We start from the raw sequence: 17517 nt of genomic DNA, 5'->3' as shown, positions 1-17517 counted from the left end.
CGACCTTGCCAAGGTCGGGGTCGCGAGTTCGAGTCTCGTTTCCCGCTCCAAATTCTTACACCAATAAAAATATCCACAGCGAATAAATACGTTGGGGACGTTTTGTTTCGTCATTGACATACTCTTGTAAACAGACTTATCCACAGGTTCGGGTATTATTCCTGGAATGCAAAAAACTTAGTCGGGTGAATAGTATCATTTTAACTCTTTGAAAATATTGAATTAATTATCATTTCAAATTGTTAATACGATCACTTGACGATTTTTTCCCTCTTGAATATCAATGTGTTTTTATTTTTATACACAAGCTGTGGATGACTTAAGCGTCACGCGGCAGACCCTTTTCAATGACCCTGACCAAACGTTGTTTCTTCGGTAACTGCACTTCAACTACGCAGGCATTTCGCTTCTCGATTTGCTGAGCAACCGCCCACTCTATGTGTTCGTCGAGAAGTGGGTGCTCACCTCTGCGACTTTCCAGCGCGTGAATAACGGCTTCATCCCATGGGGCATTACCCAGCGCAACGGCGATATTTCGCAGCCAGCGCAGGTGACCAATACGACGAATAGCAGACCCCTCCGTGACTTTTAAAAACCACGCTTCGCTCCAGCTAAACAGCTCTATTAACTCCGGAGCATGAAGCTGTTTGCGTGTGTTGAAGTCATCCTCTGTCGTCAACTGAGAGTAACGGTTCCACGGGCAAATGAGTTGGCAATCATCGCAGCCGTAAATTCGATTCCCCAACAGAGGACGAAATTCTTCCGGGATCGGGCCTTCCAGTTCGATAGTGAGATAAGAGATACAGCGGCGCGCATCTACCGTGTAGGGTTCAACGATGGCCCCGGTGGGACAGATGGTCATACAGGCGACGCATTTCCCGCATCCTTCTTCTACTGGGTTGTCGACCGGCAGGGGCAAATCGATCAGTAATTCCCCGAGAAAGAAAAATGAACCGGCTGCGCGATTGAGGATAAGTGAGTGCTTACCTGTCCAGCCAAGCCCGGCTTTTTCCGCTAATGGACGCTCAAGAATGGGCGCAGAATCGACAAAAGGTCTAAAATTCAGCGAAACGCAGTGCTGTTGAATCCTCTCTCCCAGCTTTTTTAAGCGGTTACGCAGCAGTTTATGGTAGTCGCGCCCAAGCGCGTAACGGCTGACGTAACCCAGAGTGGGGTTTTTCAACGTGCTGGCAAAGGCCGCATTGGCAGGAAGATAGTTCATACGTACGCTGATGACACGTAACGTACCGGGTAATAATTCGTGAGGTCGGGCGCGCATCATGCCGTGACGGGCCATCCAGTCCATCTCGCCGTGATAGTGTTTATCCAGCCAGGCCTGCAGTTTGGGCTCCGCTTCGCTGAGGTCGGTGTCGGCAATACCGACCTGCTGAAAGCCAAGCTCCAGCCCCCACTGCTTAATATTTTGCGCTAACTGATTGAGATCGAGGGGCTCTGACATGACGGACCATACAATGAAGAAAAACCCCGCAAGTATACCACACTCCATTTGGCACGCCGATGACATCAGGCGGATGGAGCGAGAGGCGGCAGACAGTTTAGGACTGACGTTGTACGAGCTGATGCAACGGGCGGGAGAGGCGGCGTTTCAGGTCACCCGCAAGACATATCCAAACGCTCAGCACTGGCTGGTGCTATGTGGTCATGGCAACAACGGTGGTGATGGTTACGTGGTGGCAAGGCTTGCCAAAGCTCAGGGTCTTGATATTACGTTGCTGGCACAGGAGAGTGATAAAGCGTTCCCCGAGGAAGCACAGCAGGCGCGCGACGCCTGGCTTAACGCCGGTGGCGTCATTCATGCTGCGGATATCAATTGGCCAGATCGCGTGGACGTCATTATTGATGCGCTGTCAGGCACAGGCTTAAAACACGCGCCGCGTGAGCCTCTCTCGGCATTGATCGAACGTGCCAATCACCATCCTGCCCCTGTCGTGGCGATAGACATTCCATCCGGCTTGCTGGCGCAGACGGGCGCGGCGCCGGGCGCGGTTATCAATGCTGCGCACACCGTGACCTTTATTGCGTTAAAGCCTGGTCTGCTAACCGGTAAAGCGCGCGATGTCACCGGACGCCTGCATGTTAACGCACTCGGACTGGACGACTGGCTGGCGGGGCAGAACGCGCCGCTGCAACGGTTTGATGCTCAACAGCTTGTAAACTGGTTAACGCCGCGTCGACCCACCTCGCACAAAGGCTCCCACGGTCGGCTGGTGATCATCGGTGGTGACCACGGCACGGCTGGCGCAATACGCATGGCCGGTGAAGCGGCGCTGCGTGCAGGAGCCGGGTTGGTCAAAGTGCTGACCCGAAGTGAAAATATTGCGCCTATTCTGACTGCCAGACCGGAACTGATGGTCGATGCGCTGACGCCGCAGACTCTGGAAGAGAGCCTGGCGTGGGCGGATGTTGTGGTGATAGGACCAGGGCTTGGTCAGCAGGAGTGGGGTAAAAAAGCGCTGCAAAAGGTAGAGAATTTTCGCAAACCGATGCTCTGGGATGCGGATGCGCTGAACCTGCTGGCAATCAACCCCGATAAACGTCACAATCGCGTGATCACGCCGCATCCTGGTGAAGCCGCGCGACTTCTGGGCTGTTCCATTGCAGAAATTGAAGACGATCGATTACTTTGTGCACAACGTCTGGTAAAACGGTACGGAGGCGTCGTCGTGCTGAAAGGCGCGGGTACGGTTGTTGCTGCCGAACAGGCCGAATTGGGTATTATTGATACCGGCAATGCTGGAATGGCCAGCGGCGGAATGGGTGATGTGCTTTCCGGTATTATTGGCGCATTGCTCGGACAGAAGCTTACCCCGTATGATGCGGCATGTGCGGGATGTGTCGCGCACGGTGCGGCGGCGGATGTGCTGGCGGCGCGTTTTGGTACGCGCGGCATGCTGGCGACAGATCTCTTTACCACGCTACAGCGTATTGTTAACCCTGATGTGATTGACGTTTATCATGATGAATCGAGTAATTCCACTACCTGATGAGCAGGCGACTTTAGACCTGGGACTGCGGGTAGCCAAAGCCTGTGATGGCGCGACGGTAATTTATTTGTACGGCGACCTGGGGGCGGGTAAAACCACTTTCAGCCGGGGATTCCTGCAGGCGTTAGGTCACAAAGGAAATGTAAAAAGCCCCACCTATACGCTGGTTGAACCCTATTCGCTCGATAATTTGATGGTATATCACTTCGATCTGTACCGACTTGCGGACCCAGAGGAGCTGGAATTTATGGGGATCCGCGATTATTTTGCCAATGACGCCATCTGCCTGGTGGAATGGCCGCAACAAGGTAAAGGTGTACTGCCAGACCCGGACGTCGAAATACACATTGAATATCAGGCGCAAGGTCGAGAGGCGCGCATAAGCGCAGTCTCCTCATCGGGTGATTTATTGCTGGCGCGTTTAGCCGATTAACCTTAAGGGTGGCGGGATGATTTATCGCATCAGAAACTGGCTGATGGCAACACTGGTCCTGCTGTGCGCGCAGGCAGGGGCCGCCAGCCTCTCCGATCTTCAGGTGTCCAATGGCGATCAACAAGCGCGGATTACGCTGAGCTTTATTGGCGATCCTGAATACGCAGTTTCGCAGGACGGGAAACGAACCGTCGCGTTGGATATTAAACAAACCGGTGTGATTCAGGGGTTACCGCTGCTGTTTAGCGGCAATAATCTGGTGAAATCTATCCGTTCCGGCACGCCAAAAGATGCGCAGTCTCTGCGCCTGGTTGTGGATTTAACCGAGAACGGCAAAGCCGAAGCCGTAAAACGCCAGAACGGCGGCAATTATACCGTCGTGTTTACCATCAAAGCTGATGCGCCTCCGCCGCCTCCACCACCTCCAGTGGTTGCGAAGCGTGTTGAAGCGCCGGTTATCGCCCCGCGCCCTGCCGAGCCTGCGCGTAATCCGTTTAAAGCGGAAAACGATCGCACCACGATGGTAACCAACAGTAATACCTCCACACGACCTGCGGCGCGCGCCAGTACCAGTAACGGCGAAAAAGTAGTTATCGCCATTGATGCCGGACACGGCGGGCAGGATCCTGGCGCTATTGGTCCCGGTGGCACACGTGAGAAAAACGTCACGATTGCCGTGGCGCGCAAACTGCGCAGTTTGCTCAATGATGACCCGATGTTTAAAGGCGTACTCACCCGTGATGGCGATTACTTTATCTCGGTGATGGGGCGTTCAGACGTTGCGCGTAAACAAAACGCCAACTTCCTGGTCTCTATTCATGCAGATGCCGCACCAAACCGGGATGCCACTGGTGCTTCCGTCTGGGTACTGTCAAACCGTCGGGCAAACAGTGAAATGGCCGGCTGGCTGGAACAGCACGAAAAGCAATCGGAACTGTTGGGTGGGGCGGGCGATGTGCTGGCAAACAGCCAGTCCGATCCTTATCTCAGCCAGGCCGTGTTGGATCTGCAGTTCGGTCATTCGCAACGCGTTGGGTATGATGTAGCGACCAGCATGATCGGCCAGTTAGAACGTATTGGCTCGATGCATAAGCGTCGTCCGGAACACGCCAGCCTTGGGGTATTACGTTCGCCTGATATCCCGTCAGTGCTGGTTGAAACCGGCTTTATCAGTAACAACAGCGAAGAGCGTCTGTTGGCGAGTGATGACTACCAGCAGCAGCTGGCCGAGGCAATTTACAAAGGATTGCGTAACTATTTCCAGGCGCACCCGATGCAAACCGGGCCTCAGGGCACACAGGCGCAAACCGCCAGTGCGGTATCGCCTGGTAACACGTTAACAAATTAAGGATTAGCCATGCCGATTCAGGTTCTACCGCCACAGCTGGCGAACCAGATTGCCGCAGGCGAGGTGGTAGAACGGCCTGCGTCAGTGGTGAAGGAGCTGGTGGAAAACAGTATCGATGCCGGTGCGACGCGCATTGATATTGATATTGAGCGCGGCGGCGCGAAGCTTATCCGTATTCGTGACAACGGCTGCGGGATTAAAAAAGACGAGCTGGCGCTGGCGCTGGCGCGTCATGCCACCAGTAAAATTTCCTCGCTTGACGATCTCGAAGCCATCGTGAGCCTCGGGTTTCGCGGCGAAGCGCTGGCCAGTATCAGCTCCGTTTCTCGTTTAACCCTGACGTCGCGTACGCAAGAACAACCTGAAGCCTGGCAAGCCTATGCCGAAGGGCGCGACATGGATGTGACGGTTAAACCCGCTGCGCATCCGGTGGGAACCACGCTGGAGGTGTTAGATCTGTTCTACAACACTCCGGCGCGGCGCAAGTTTATGCGCACCGAGAAAACTGAATTTAATCATATCGACGAAATAATCCGCCGCATTGCGCTGGCACGTTTTGATGTGACGATTAATTTGTCGCACAACGGCAAAGTGGTGCGTCAGTACCGGGCAGTGGCTGCGGATGGGCAGCAAGAGCGCCGACTGGGCGCGATTTGCGGCACGCCGTTTCTGGAACATGCGCTGGCGATTGAATGGCAGCATGGCGATTTAACGCTGCGCGGCTGGGTGGCCGATCCTAACCACACAACGGCGGCGCTGGCGGAAATCCAGTACTGCTATGTGAATGGCCGGATGATGCGCGACCGGTTGATCAACCATGCTATCCGCCAGGCCTGTGAAGATAAGCTGGGAGCCGATCAGCAGCCCGCTTTTGTGCTGTATCTGGAAATCGACCCGCATCAGGTGGATGTTAACGTACATCCCGCCAAACATGAGGTCCGTTTTCATCAGTCCCGCCTGGTGCATGATTTTATTTACCAGGGCGTGTTGAGCGTCCTGCAACAGCAGCTTGAAACGCCGCTGCCGTTGGCTGATGACGACGAGCCCGCCCCAAGGCACATCCCGGAAAACCGCGTTGCGGCCGGGCGTAACCATTTTGCCGAACCGGCCCCGGCGCGTGAACCTGCGACGCCGCGTTACTCAGCATCTGCTGGCGCTGGCAGTAGTGGTGGCCGTCAGACGGGGGCCAGCTGGCCTCATGCCCAACCTGGATATCAAAAGCAGCAGGGTGAGATTTATCAGCAACTGCTACAGACGCCGGTTCCGCCGCGTAAAACGCCGGTTTCTGAAACGCCATCAGCACCTCTGACCGGCAACAGTCAGGGCTTTGGGCGGGTGCTAACCATTGTCGGTACGGACTGCGCATTACTCGAATGCGATGGTCACATTCGGTTGCTGGCATTGCCGGTGGCGGAACGTTGGCTACGTCAGGCGCAGTTAACGCCGGACCAGGGCGTCGTTTGCGCTCAGCCGTTACTGATCCCTTTACGTCTAAAAGTGACCGCTGATGAAAAAGCGGCGCTGCAAAAAGGGCAGAGCCAACTGGCTGAGTTGGGTATTGAATTTCAACTGGATGCACAGCATGTGACCATCCGGGCGGTGCCTTTACCCTTACGCCAACAAAATTTACAAATCTTGATTCCTGAACTGATAGGCTACCTGGCGCAGCAGTCCGAATTCGAACCGGGCAATATTGCACAGTGGATTGCACGTAATCTGATTAGCGAGCATCCGCAGTGGAGCATGGCTCAGGCGATTACGCTGTTAGCGGATGTTGAGCGGCTTTGCCCACAACTCGTGAAGGCGCCGCCGGGTGGTTTGTTACAACCTGTTGATTTACATTCGGTAATGAATGCCCTGAAACATGAGTGATACCCGTAAGGCGAGCCTGCCAAAGGCGATTTTTTTGATGGGGCCGACGGCCTCCGGTAAAACGGCACTGGCAATTGAATTGCGTAAAGTTTTGCCTGTAGAGTTGATAAGCGTTGATTCCGCCCTTATTTACAAGGGGATGGATATCGGTACAGCCAAGCCTGATGCAGATGAATTACAGGCCGCGCCGCACCGGTTGCTGGATATCCGCGATCCGTCCCAGGCGTACTCTGCTGCGGATTTTCGCCGCGATGCGTTAGCCGAGATGGCTGATATCACCGCCGCGGGGCGTATTCCGCTGCTGGTGGGCGGCACAATGTTATATTTCAAAGCCTTGCTTGAAGGGCTGTCGCCGTTACCGTCGGCAGATCCGGAAGTCAGGGCCAGAATTGAGCAGCAGGCGGCAGAGCATGGGTGGGACGCGTTACACCGACAGCTTCAGGAAATAGATCCGGTGGCTGCGGCGCGTATTCATCCAAATGATCCGCAAAGACTTTCCCGGGCACTGGAAGTTTTTTTCATTTCGGGTAAAACTTTAACGGAGCTGACGCAAACGTCAGGAGATGCTTTGCCGTATCAGGTGCATCAGTTTGCTATCGCCCCGGCGAGCCGTGAACTGCTCCATCAGCGAATTGAGCAGCGTTTTCATCAGATGTTGGCTTCAGGTTTTGAAGCAGAAGTCCGGGCGCTATTTGCCCGTGGAGATTTGCATACGGATTTGCCTTCCATTCGTTGTGTAGGGTATCGCCAGATGTGGTCATACATTGAAGGCGAAATTTCATACGATGAAATGGTTTATAGAGGTGTTTGCGCCACGAGGCAGTTGGCGAAGCGACAGGTAACCTGGTTGCGTGGTTGGGAAGGGGTGCACTGGCTTGACAGTGAAAAGCCTGACCAGGCGCGAAACGAAGTATTACAGGTTGTTGGTGCTATCGCGAACTGAATGTGTACAATTGAAACGTATCGTGCGCAATTTTTCAGAATCGAAAGGTTCAAAGTACAAATAAGCATATAAGGAAAAGAGAGAATGGCTAAGGGGCAATCTTTACAAGATCCGTTCCTGAACGCACTGCGTCGGGAACGTGTTCCAGTTTCTATTTATTTGGTGAATGGTATTAAGCTGCAAGGTCAAATCGAGTCTTTTGATCAGTTCGTGATCCTGTTGAAAAACACGGTCAGCCAGATGGTTTATAAGCACGCGATTTCTACTGTTGTCCCGTCTCGCCCGGTTTCTCATCACAGCAATAATGCCACCGGCGGTACTGGCAGCAACTACCATCACGGTAGCAACGCGCAAGGTTCATCTGCGCAACAGGACAGCGAAGAAACCGAATAAGGTTGTTAGCTGTTTTACACACGGGGAGCCAGCGATCCTGCGTTCCCCGTTGATATATATTAAGGGGTTGACGCTTGTTTGACCGTTATGATGCCGGTGAGCAGGCGGTACTGGTACACATCTATTTTTCGCAAGACAAAGATATGGAAGACCTCCAGGAGTTTGAATCTCTGGTTTCTTCCGCCGGTGTCGAAGCAATGCAGGTGATTACCGGGAGCCGTAAAGCACCGCACCCGAAGTATTTTGTTGGTGAAGGTAAGGCAATCGAAATTGCGGAAGCCGTAAAAGCGACTGGCGCTGCGGTGGTGATTTTTGATCATGCTCTAAGCCCCGCCCAGGAACGTAACCTGGAACAGTTGTGCCAGTGTCTTGTTATCGACAGGACAGGTCTTATTTTAGATATTTTTGCCCAGCGTGCGCGCACCCATGAGGGTAAGTTGCAGGTTGAGCTGGCGCAGTTGCGCCATATGGCTACTCGTCTGGTCCGTGGCTGGACCCACCTTGAAAGGCAAAAGGGCGGGATTGGTTTGCGCGGTCCGGGTGAAACCCAGCTCGAAACCGACCGTCGTTTGCTGCGTAATCGCATTTTGCAAATACAGTCGCGCCTGGAAAAAGTTGAAAAGCAACGTGAGCAGGGGCGACAGTCGCGCAAGAAAGCGGATGTCCCAACCGTATCACTGGTGGGATATACCAACGCCGGAAAATCCACCCTGTTCAACCAGATCACCGAAGCCCGGGTTTACGCAGCGGATCAGCTGTTTGCAACCCTGGACCCAACGCTGCGCCGTATAGACGTAGCGGACGTCGGTGAAACCGTGCTGGCGGATACCGTAGGGTTTATCCGTCATTTGCCGCACGACCTGGTGGCGGCGTTTAAAGCCACCCTGCAGGAAACGCGTCAGGCGACATTGCTGCTGCATGTTATTGATGCTGCAGATTTTCGTGTGCAGGAAAACATCGAGGCCGTCGACACGGTGCTCGAAGAGATCGATGCGCATGAGATCCCGACTCTGCTGGTGATGAATAAAATCGATATGCTGGATGATTTTGAACCACGTATCGACAGAGATGAAGAGAATAAACCCATTCGCGTTTGGGTTTCAGCGCAAACGGGAATAGGTATACCACAGCTTTTTCAGGCTTTGACTGAGCGACTTTCCGGTGAGGTGGCGCAGCACACGTTGCGTTTGCCGCCGCAGGAAGGGCGTCTGAGAAGCCGGTTTTACCAACTTCAGGCAATAGAAAGAGAGTGGATGGAGGAGGACGGCAGCGTGGGTCTGCAGGTTCGTATGCCGATCGTAGACTGGCGTCGCCTCTGTAAACAAGAACCGGCACTGGAAGACTATATTGTCTGACCTGACGGATATGGCCTGAAGATTTTTTCGCCTCTATACCTTGTGGGTTTTGTGCAGCATGAAGGTGGCAAGTCCTGAAATCTTCAGGAGCATAGTCAACTATGTGACTGAGATTAAGGGGCGTAGCCAACGCATCGGCAGCGCAAAATACGCAGGTATAGCATCGCATAACAAATATGGAGCACAAAAATGGCGTGGAATCAGCCCGGTAATAACGGACAAGACCGCGACCCGTGGGGAAGCAGCAAACCTGGCGGCAACCCTGAGGGAAATGGAAACAAAGGTGGTCGCGATCAGGGACCTCCCGATCTGGATGATATCTTCCGCAAACTGAGTAAAAAGCTCGGTGGTCTGGGTGGCGGTAAAGGTGCTGGTTCTGGCGGCGGTAGCTCATCGCAAGGCCCGCGTCCGCAATTGGGTGGTCGAGTCTTTACTATCGCAGCGGCAGCTATCGTCATTATCTGGGCGGCCAGCGGTTTCTACACCATTAAAGAAGCGGAACGCGGCGTGGTGACACGCTTCGGTAAATTCAGCCATTTGGTTGAACCGGGTCTGAACTGGAAACCGACCTTTGTCGACGAAGTGACCCCGGTCAACGTGGAAGCCGTGCGTGAACTTGCCGCATCCGGCGTGATGCTGACCTCTGACGAAAACGTCGTACGCGTTGAAATGAACGTGCAGTACCGCGTGACCGATCCGCAGCGTTACCTGTTTAGCGTAACCAGCGCGGATGACAGTCTGCGTCAGGCAACCGACAGCGCCCTGCGTGGGGTTATCGGTAAATACACCATGGACCGTATCCTGACCGAAGGGCGTACCGTTATTCGTAGCGATACCCAGCGTGAACTGGAAGAAACGATCCGTCCGTACAACATGGGTATCACCCTGCTGGACGTCAACTTCCAGGCAGCACGTCCGCCGGAAGAAGTAAAAGCCGCGTTTGACGATGCCATTGCAGCACGTGAAAACGAGCAGCAGTACATCCGTGAAGCAGAAGCGTACACCAACGAAGTTCAGCCACGTGCTAACGGTCAGGCGCAGCGTATTCTGGAAGAAGCGCGTGCTTACAAAACGCGAACCATCCTGGAAGCACAGGGTGAAGTGGCTCGTTTCGCAAAAATTCTGCCGGAATATAAAGCCGCACCGCAAATTACTCGCGAGCGTCTGTATATCGAAACCATGGAAAAAGTGCTGAGCAATACCCGCAAAGTCCTGGTTAACGATAAGGGCAGCAATCTGATGGTTCTGCCGCTGGATCAAATGCTGAAAGGCGGTAGTGCGCCAGCAGCAAAGAGTGACAGCAGTTCAAACCTGCTGCGTCTGCCGCCAGCAACGACGTCCGGCACTGGAGCAAGCAATACCTCGTCCACCAGTCAGGGCGATATTATGGACCAACGCCGCGCGAACGCGCAGCGTAACGACTACCAGCGTCAGGGGGAATAACGATGCGTAAGTCAGTTATTGCGATTATCATCATCGTTCTGGTAGTTCTGTTCATGTCTGTCTTTGTGGTCAAAGAAGGCGAGCGCGGGATTACTCTGCGCTTTGGTAAAGTTCTGCGTGACGATGAAAACAAGCCGCTGGTTGTTGCACCAGGCCTGCACTTCAAGATTCCGTTTATTGAATCTGTGAAGATGCTGGATGCGCGTATTCAGACCATGGACAACCAGGCCGATCGCTTTGTTACCAAAGAGAAGAAAGACCTGATCGTTGACTCCTACATTAAGTGGCGCATCAGTGACTTTAGCCGTTACTACCTGGCAACGGGCGGTGGCGATGTTTCTCAGGCAGAAGTCCTGCTGAAACGTAAGTTCTCTGACCGTCTGCGTTCTGAAATTGGTCGTCTGGACGTGAAAGACATCGTTACCGATTCCCGCGGTCGTCTGACGCTGGAAGTTCGTGATGCGCTGAACTCCGGTTCTGCTGGCACGGAAGATGAAGTCGCGACTCCGGCGGCAGATAGCGCGATTGCCGAAGCGGCTGAGCGTGTTCAGGCTGAAACAAACGGTAAAGTACCGGTCATCAACCCGAACAGTATGGCGGCATTGGGCATCGAAGTGGTTGACGTGCGTATCAAGCAAATCAACCTGCCTGCTGAAGTGTCTGAGGCTATCTACAACCGTATGCGCGCTGAGCGTGAAGCGGTAGCACGTCGCCATCGTTCACAAGGTCAGGAAGAAGCGGAAAAACTGCGTGCCACGGCGGATTATGAAGTGACCAAAACGCTGGCAGAATCTGAGCGTCAGGGCCGCATCATGCGCGGTGAAGGCGATGCAGAAGCCGCTAAACTGTTTGCCGATGCGTTCAGCCAGGATCCTGACTTCTACGCCTTCATCCGTAGCCTGCGAGCTTACGAGAAGAGCTTCGAAGGCAACCAGGACGTGATGGTCATGAGCCCGGACAGCGATTTCTTCCGCTACATGAAGACACCGAGCACTACGACACGCTAATAAAGTTCCAGCGGTTTTAAACCAGCAAAACCACCGGCATCCCCATGGATGCGGTGGTTTTCTTTTTATAAAAGGACGATGGATGAATTCAACAATTTTGCTGGCGCTCGCGCTGGTTTTGGTGCTGGAAGGCCCGGGCCCTATGCTTTATCCCCGTGCGTGGAAGAAAATAATTTCCGCAATGGCACAACTTCCCGAAAATACTTTGCGTCGTTTTGGTGGAGGTCTTGTGGTTGCGGGCGTTGTGGTCTACTACATGTTGAGGAAAACGATTGGCTGATCAATAAGTAGCCTATTTTGCGGATTTTCGCATGCAAAAAGTGCTGTATATCTGAAAAAGCGGTGGTAGAATCCATTTTTAAGCAAACGGTGATTTTGAAAAATGGGTAACAACGTCGTCGTACTGGGCACCCAATGGGGTGACGAAGGTAAAGGGAAGATCGTCGATCTTCTGACTGAACGGGCTAAATATGTTGTGCGCTACCAGGGTGGTCACAACGCAGGCCATACTCTCGTAATCAACGGTGAAAAAACCGTCCTCCATCTTATTCCATCAGGTATTCTTCGCGAGAATGTCATCAGCATCATCGGTAACGGTGTTGTACTGTCTCCGTCCGCGCTGATGAAAGAAATGAAAGGACTGGAAGATCGTGGCATCCCGGTTCGCGAGCGCCTGCTGTTGTCTGAAGCTTGTCCGCTGATCCTTGATTATCACGTTGCGTTGGATAATGCTCGTGAGAAAGCGCGTGGCGAGAAAGCGATCGGTACTACCGGTCGTGGCATCGGTCCGGCTTATGAAGACAAAGTAGCTCGTCGCGGTCTGCGCGTTGGCGATCTGTTTGATAAAGCAACCTTCGCTGAAAAACTGAAAGAAGTGATGGAATATCACAACTTCCAGTTGGTGAATTTCTATAAAGTTGAAGCAGTTGACTACCAGAAAGTGCTGGATGATGTGATGGCGATTGCCGACATCCTGACCTCTATGGTTGTTGATGTTTCCGATCTGCTGGACCAGGCGCGTAAGCGTGGCGATTTCGTCATGTTCGAAGGCGCACAGGGTACCCTGCTGGATATCGACCACGGTACCTATCCGTACGTAACGTCTTCCAACACCACCGCAGGTGGCGTGGCGACTGGCTCCGGCCTGGGTCCACGGTATGTGGATTACGTTCTGGGTATCATCAAAGCTTACTCTACACGTGTAGGCGCGGGTCCGTTCCCGACTGAGCTGTTTGATGACGTTGGCGAGTTCCTGTGCAAACAAGGTAACGAGTATGGCGCGACCACCGGTCGTCGTCGTCGCACCGGTTGGCTGGACTCCGTTGCTGTACGCCGTGCAGTACAGATTAACTCCCTGTCTGGCTTCTGCCTGACCAAACTGGACGTACTGGACGGTTTGAAAGAGGTGAAAATCTGTGTCGCTTATCGTATGCCGGATGGCCGTGAAGTAACGACTACCCCGCTGGCTGCAGACGACTGGAAAGGTATCGAGCCGATCTACGAAACCATGCCGGGCTGGTCTGAATCCACCTTCGGTGTGAAGGAACGTAGCGGTCTGCCGCAGGCAGCACTGAACTACATCAAGCGTATTGAAGAACTGACCGGTGTGCCGATTGATATTATCTCAACTGGCCCAGACCGTACTGAAACCATGATCCTGCGCGACCCGTTCGACGCATAATTCTGGTTATAGCGTGGCGTCGAATGGCGCTGCGCTTGCACTATCTTAGGCCGGATGAGGCGCTTTGCATCATAATCCGGCTTAAAATCACGTAAGTTCCTCGCTTTTTTCCTTCCTGAACTGAAATAAATTAGCGACCTGGCTGGTGGCTGGTTTATCATCAATGTAATTAATACCACCAGGTTTATCCGTTTTATCCCTTTTCCTGAGGTTGATGTGCAGTTAACAAGTTTCACCGATTACGGATTACGTGCGCTAATCTACATGGCGTCACTTCCCGAAGGACGTATGACCAGTATTTCTGAGGTGACAGAAGTCTACGGCGTGTCCCGTAATCATATGGTCAAAATAATCAATCAACTTAGCCGTGCGGGCTTCGTTACTGCTATTCGAGGAAAAAATGGCGGTATCCGCCTGGGTAAACCAGCTAAGGATATTGGTATTGGTGATGTGGTTCGCGAGCTGGAACCACTATCGTTGGTCAATTGTAGCAGCGAGTTTTGCCACATTACCCCAGCCTGTCGACTTAAACAGGCGCTTTCTAAGGCAGTGCAAAGTTTTCTCACGGAACTGGACAACTACACACTTGCTGATTTGGTTGAAGAGAATCAACCGCTTTATAAATTATTGCTGGTGGAGTGACGAAAATCTTCATCAGAGCTGACAATGGAGGAACCTCGATGTCACAAGATCCTTTCCAGGAACGCGAAGCAGAAAAATACGCGAATCCTATCCCGAGCCGGGAATTTATCCTCGAACATTTAACTAAACGTGAAAAACCGGCCAACCGCGATGAGCTGGCTGCTGAACTCAACATTGAAGGTGAAGAGCAGCAAGAAGCGCTGCGTCGCCGCCTGCGCGCCATGGAGCGTGACGGGCAACTGGTCTTCACTCGTCGTCAGTGCTATGCGCTGCCGGAGCGTCTTGACCTGCTGAAAGGTACCGTTATTGGCCACCGTGATGGCTACGGCTTTCTGCGCGTTGAAGGCCGCAAAGATGACCTGTACCTGTCCAGCGAGCAGATGAAAACCTGTATTCATGGCGATCAGGTGTTGGCACAGCCGCTGGGCGCGGACCGTAAAGGTCGTCGCGAAGCGCGTATTGTGCGCGTACTGGTGCCGAAAACCAGCCAGATTGTCGGTCGCTACTTCACCGACGCTGGCGTTGGGTTTGTCGTCCCTGACGACAGCCGCCTGAGCTTTGATATCCTGATCCCGCCGGAAGAGGTGATGGGTGCTCGTATGGGTTTTGTGGTCGTGGTTGAGCTGACCCAGCGTCCGACGCGTCGCACTAAAGCGGTGGGTAAAATTGTTGAAGTCCTGGGCGACAACATGGGAACCAGCATGGCCGTTGATATGGCACTGCGTACTCATGAAATCCCGTATATCTGGCCTCAGGCGGTCGAAAAACAGGTCGCCGGACTGAAAGAAGAAGTGCCGGAAGAAGCGAAAGCCGGACGTGTCGATCTGCGCTCCCTGCCGCTGGTCACTATCGATGGTGAAGATGCGCGTGACTTCGATGATGCGGTTTACTGCGAGAAGAAGCGCGGCGGCGGCTGGCGTTTATGGGTGGCGATTGCTGACGTAAGCTATTACGTTCGCCCGCCGACTCCGCTGGACCAGGAAGCGCGCAGCCGTGGCACATCCGTCTACTTTCCATCGCAGGTTGTTCCGATGCTACCGGAAGTGCTGTCTAACGGATTGTGTTCGCTCAACCCGCAGGTGGACAGGCTGTGTATGGTCTGTGAAATGACCATTTCTTCGAAAGGCCGCTTAACAGGCTTTAAATTCTACGAAGCGGTTATGAGCTCCCATGCGCGTCTGACCTACACCAAGGTCTGGCACATGCTGCAGGGCGATCAGGAACTGCGTGAGCAGTACGCGCCGTTGGTTAAACACATTGAAGAGCTGCATAACCTCTACAAAGTGCTGGATAAAGCGCGTGAAGAGCGTGGCGGTATCTCGTTTGAAAGTGAAGAAGCGAAGTTTATCTTCAATGCTGAACGCCGTATTGAGCGTATTGAGCAGACGCAGCGTAATGACGCGCACAAACTGATTGAAGAGTGCATGATCATGGCGAACATCTCAGCGGCGCGATTCGTTGAGAAAGCCAAAGAGCCGGCACTGTTCCGTATTCACGATAAGCCGACGACCGAAGCGATTAATTCGTTCCGTTCGGTGTTGGCGGAGCTGGGGCTGGAGCTGCCTGGTGGTAATAAACCCGAGCCGCGTGATTACGCTGAACTGCTGGAGTCGATTGCTGACCGTCCTGACGCAGAAATGCTGCAAACTATGCTGCTGCGTTCAATGAAGCAGGCGATTTACGATCCGGAAAACCGCGGTCACTTTGGCCTTGCGTTGCAATCTTATGCACACTTCACCTCGCCGATCCGTCGTTACCCGGATCTCTCCTTGCACCGGGCGATTAAGTATCTGCTGGCGCAGGAGCAGGGCCATAAAGGCAACACCACGGAAACGGGTGGCTACCATTATTCGATGGAAGAGATGCTGCAGCTGGGTCAACACTGTTCGATGGCCGAGCGCCGTGCTGACGAAGCCACACGCGACGTCTCTGACTGGCTGAAGTGCGACTTCATGCTGGATCAGGTAGGTAATGTCTTCAAAGGCGTGATCGCCAGCGTGACCGGGTTTGGTTTCTTCGTCCGTCTTGATGAGCTGTTTATCGACGGTCTGGTGCATGTCTCCTCCCTGGATAACGACTACTATCGTTTTGACCAGGTTGGGCAGCGTCTGACGGGGGAATCCAGCGGTCAAATGTATCGCCTGGGCGATCGCGTGGAAGTTCGCGTGGAAGCGGTCAACATGGACGAGCGTAAAATCGACTTCAGTTTGATCTCCAGCGAGCGTGCACCGCGCAATGAAGGTAAAACCGCGCGTGAAAAAGCGAAAAAAAGCGATGCGGGTAAAAATACCGGTAAGCGTCGTCAGATGGGCAAAAAAGTAAATTTCGAGCCGGATAGCGCTTTCCGCGGCGAGAAGAAAGGCAGAGCCAAACCTCAGGCCGATAAAAAAACGGCTGAGAAGAAAGGCGATAAAAAAGCGAAAAAGCCATCGGCAAAAACGCTTAAAATCGCTGCCGCCACCAAAGCTAAACGCGCGACGAAAAAGAAAGTCGCGCAATAACAGCCATAAACAGTAAGTCGGGCAACCTCGCGTTGCCCGCGTTACGCATAAACTATTAACGAGTACATTCATGAGTGAAATGATTTACGGCATCCATGCGGTGCAGGCTCTGCTGGAACGTGCGCCTGAGCGCTTCCAGGACGTCTTTATTCTCAAAGGTCGTGAAGATAAACGCCTGCTGCCGCTGATCCACGCACTGGAAGCACAGGGTGTTGTCATTCAGCTGGCTAACCGTCAGTTCCTGGATGAGAAAAGCGAGGGTGCGGTACATCAGGGAATTATTGCTCGCGTGAAACCGGGTCGTCAGTATCAGGAAAACGATCTGCCGGATCTGATTGCTACGCTCGATCAGCCGTTCTTTTTGATCCTCGATGGTGTTACCGATCCGCATAACCTGGGGGCATGCCTGCGTAGCGCCGATGCTGCTGGCGTCCATGCTGTTATCGTACCGAAGGATCGTTCTGCGCAGTTGAATGCAACGGCGAAAAAAGTGGCCTGCGGCGCGGCAGAAAGCGTACCGCTGATCCGTGTGACCAACCTGGCGCGCACTATGCGTATGCTGCAGGAAGAGAATATCTGGATCGTCGGAACCGCAGGTGAAGCTGACCATACTCTCTACCAGAGCAAAATGACCGGACGTCTGGCGCTGGTGATGGGCGCAGAGGGTGAAGGTATGCGTCGTTTGACCCGCGAACACTGTGACGAACTGATCAGCATCCCGATGGCTGGGAGCGTTTCGTCGCTGAACGTTTCAGTTGCGACGGGCATCTGCCTGTTTGAGGCTGTACGCCAGCGCGGCTAAACTATCTCCCTCATTTCTCTCTTCTCTCAAGCCATCCTTCGGGATGGCTTTTTTGTGACCGTTGTCCCATGCGTGCAGCCCTCTGCCTGACC

The 17517-nt window shown here is 53.5% G+C and carries 15 protein-coding genes; 14 read left to right on the top strand and 1 reads right to left on the bottom strand.

The features are described 5' to 3' along the window. Nucleotides 1-319 precede the first annotated feature (319 nt). Nucleotides 320-1459, bottom strand: coding sequence for a tRNA epoxyqueuosine(34) reductase QueG (queG, locus tag FDW87_RS20675; RefSeq protein WP_137352216.1), 1140 nt, complete (start codon nucleotides 1457-1459; stop codon nucleotides 320-322). On the opposite strand from queG, the gene nnr reads away from it, so the two are divergent. The 14 genes from nnr to rlmB all read left to right on the top strand — a co-directional run bounded on the left by nnr (nucleotide 1458) and on the right by rlmB (nucleotide 17425). Next, entirely contained in the window at nucleotides 1458-3005 is a 1548-nt protein-coding gene (nnr, locus tag FDW87_RS20670; protein WP_029139739.1) for a bifunctional ADP-dependent NAD(P)H-hydrate dehydratase/NAD(P)H-hydrate epimerase, read from the top strand. The two genes, queG and nnr, sit on opposite strands and share 2 nt — an antisense overlap. Then, nucleotides 2977-3438, top strand: a complete 462-nt coding sequence (gene tsaE / locus FDW87_RS20665; protein ID WP_016151410.1) for a tRNA (adenosine(37)-N6)-threonylcarbamoyltransferase complex ATPase subunit type 1 TsaE — start codon at nucleotides 2977-2979, stop codon at nucleotides 3436-3438. Before nnr ends, tsaE begins: the two co-directional genes overlap by 29 nt. A 16-nt stretch (nucleotides 3439-3454) precedes the next feature. Continuing rightward, the gene (gene amiB, locus FDW87_RS20660) at nucleotides 3455-4786 is read left to right on the top strand and encodes an N-acetylmuramoyl-L-alanine amidase AmiB (RefSeq protein WP_065554875.1); all 1332 of its coding nucleotides are present in this window, start codon (nucleotides 3455-3457) and stop codon (nucleotides 4784-4786) included. Between the two features lie 9 nt (nucleotides 4787-4795). Beyond that, nucleotides 4796-6658 (top strand): DNA mismatch repair endonuclease MutL, encoded by a 1863-nt coding sequence (gene mutL, locus FDW87_RS20655; protein WP_049041783.1) that lies wholly within the window; start codon nucleotides 4796-4798, stop codon nucleotides 6656-6658. Continuing rightward, nucleotides 6651-7601 (top strand): tRNA (adenosine(37)-N6)-dimethylallyltransferase MiaA, encoded by a 951-nt coding sequence (gene miaA, locus FDW87_RS20650; RefSeq protein ID WP_016151413.1) that lies wholly within the window; start codon nucleotides 6651-6653, stop codon nucleotides 7599-7601. The genes mutL and miaA overlap by 8 nt, the downstream gene beginning before the upstream one ends. An 84-nt stretch (nucleotides 7602-7685) precedes the next feature. Then, entirely contained in the window at nucleotides 7686-7994 is a 309-nt protein-coding gene (gene hfq, locus FDW87_RS20645) for an RNA chaperone Hfq (protein WP_003025584.1), read from the top strand. Nucleotides 7995-8068: 74 nt separating this feature from the next. Beyond that, nucleotides 8069-9349, top strand: coding sequence for a ribosome rescue GTPase HflX (gene hflX / locus FDW87_RS20640; RefSeq protein WP_016151415.1), 1281 nt, complete (start codon nucleotides 8069-8071; stop codon nucleotides 9347-9349). 189 nt (nucleotides 9350-9538) lie between these two features. Then, nucleotides 9539-10792, top strand: coding sequence for an FtsH protease activity modulator HflK (gene hflK / locus FDW87_RS20635; protein ID WP_016151416.1), 1254 nt, complete (start codon nucleotides 9539-9541; stop codon nucleotides 10790-10792). A gap of 2 nt (nucleotides 10793-10794) precedes the next feature. Next, entirely contained in the window at nucleotides 10795-11799 is a 1005-nt protein-coding gene (hflC, locus tag FDW87_RS20630) for a protease modulator HflC (RefSeq protein WP_016155510.1), read from the top strand. Between the two features lie 82 nt (nucleotides 11800-11881). Beyond that, nucleotides 11882-12079: a DUF2065 family protein gene (locus tag FDW87_RS20625; RefSeq protein ID WP_137380121.1), complete on the top strand. Its 198-nt coding sequence runs from the start codon at nucleotides 11882-11884 to the stop codon at nucleotides 12077-12079. A gap of 102 nt (nucleotides 12080-12181) precedes the next feature. Then, entirely contained in the window at nucleotides 12182-13480 is a 1299-nt protein-coding gene (purA, locus tag FDW87_RS20620) for an adenylosuccinate synthase (RefSeq protein ID WP_003025606.1), read from the top strand. Between the two features lie 216 nt (nucleotides 13481-13696). After that, on the top strand, nucleotides 13697-14122 hold the full coding sequence (gene nsrR, locus FDW87_RS20615) for a nitric oxide-sensing transcriptional repressor NsrR (protein WP_003025609.1): 426 nt from the start codon (nucleotides 13697-13699) through the stop codon (nucleotides 14120-14122). 38 nt (nucleotides 14123-14160) lie between these two features. Beyond that, nucleotides 14161-16623 carry a ribonuclease R gene (rnr, locus tag FDW87_RS20610; RefSeq protein WP_047500007.1) on the top strand — a complete coding sequence of 821 codons (2463 nt, stop codon included), beginning with the start codon at nucleotides 14161-14163 and terminating at the stop codon, nucleotides 16621-16623. Between the two features lie 70 nt (nucleotides 16624-16693). Beyond that, on the top strand, nucleotides 16694-17425 hold the full coding sequence (gene rlmB / locus FDW87_RS20605) for a 23S rRNA (guanosine(2251)-2'-O)-methyltransferase RlmB (protein ID WP_003830482.1): 732 nt from the start codon (nucleotides 16694-16696) through the stop codon (nucleotides 17423-17425). Nucleotides 17426-17517: the final 92 nt, after the last annotated feature.

This window comes from Citrobacter sp. wls826 (assembly GCF_005281245.1).
Taxonomy (GTDB): Bacteria; Pseudomonadota; Gammaproteobacteria; order Enterobacterales; family Enterobacteriaceae; genus Citrobacter; species Citrobacter braakii.
This window is presented reverse-complemented; position numbering and strand designations above follow the sequence as displayed.